The sequence below is a fragment of the Serratia sp. MMO-28 genome, assembly GCF_037199905.1.
Taxonomy (GTDB): Bacteria; Pseudomonadota; Gammaproteobacteria; order Enterobacterales; family Enterobacteriaceae; genus Chania; species Chania oryzae.
In genome coordinates, this window is sequence record NZ_JBBCVB010000135.1 from 1 (window position 1) to 223 (window position 223).

Genomic DNA, 223 nt, shown 5'->3' on the forward strand with positions numbered 1-223 from the left:
TTCACCCGCTTTATCGTTACTTATGTCAGCATTCGCACTTCTGATACCTCCAGCAGCCCTCACAGACCACCTTCAACGGCTTACAGAACGCTCCCCTACCCAACAACGCCTAAGCGTCGCTGCCGCAGCTTCGGTGCATGGTTTAGCCCCGTTACATCTTCCGCGCAGGCCGACTCGACCAGTGAGCTATTACGCTTTCTTTAAATGATGGCTGCTTCTAAGC

The 223-nt window shown here is 53.4% G+C and carries 1 rRNA gene; it reads right to left on the reverse strand.

The annotated features are described in order from the left end of the window. Positions 1 to 223: ribosomal RNA gene (locus tag WG891_RS26885) — 23S ribosomal RNA — on the reverse strand; the annotation flags it as partial.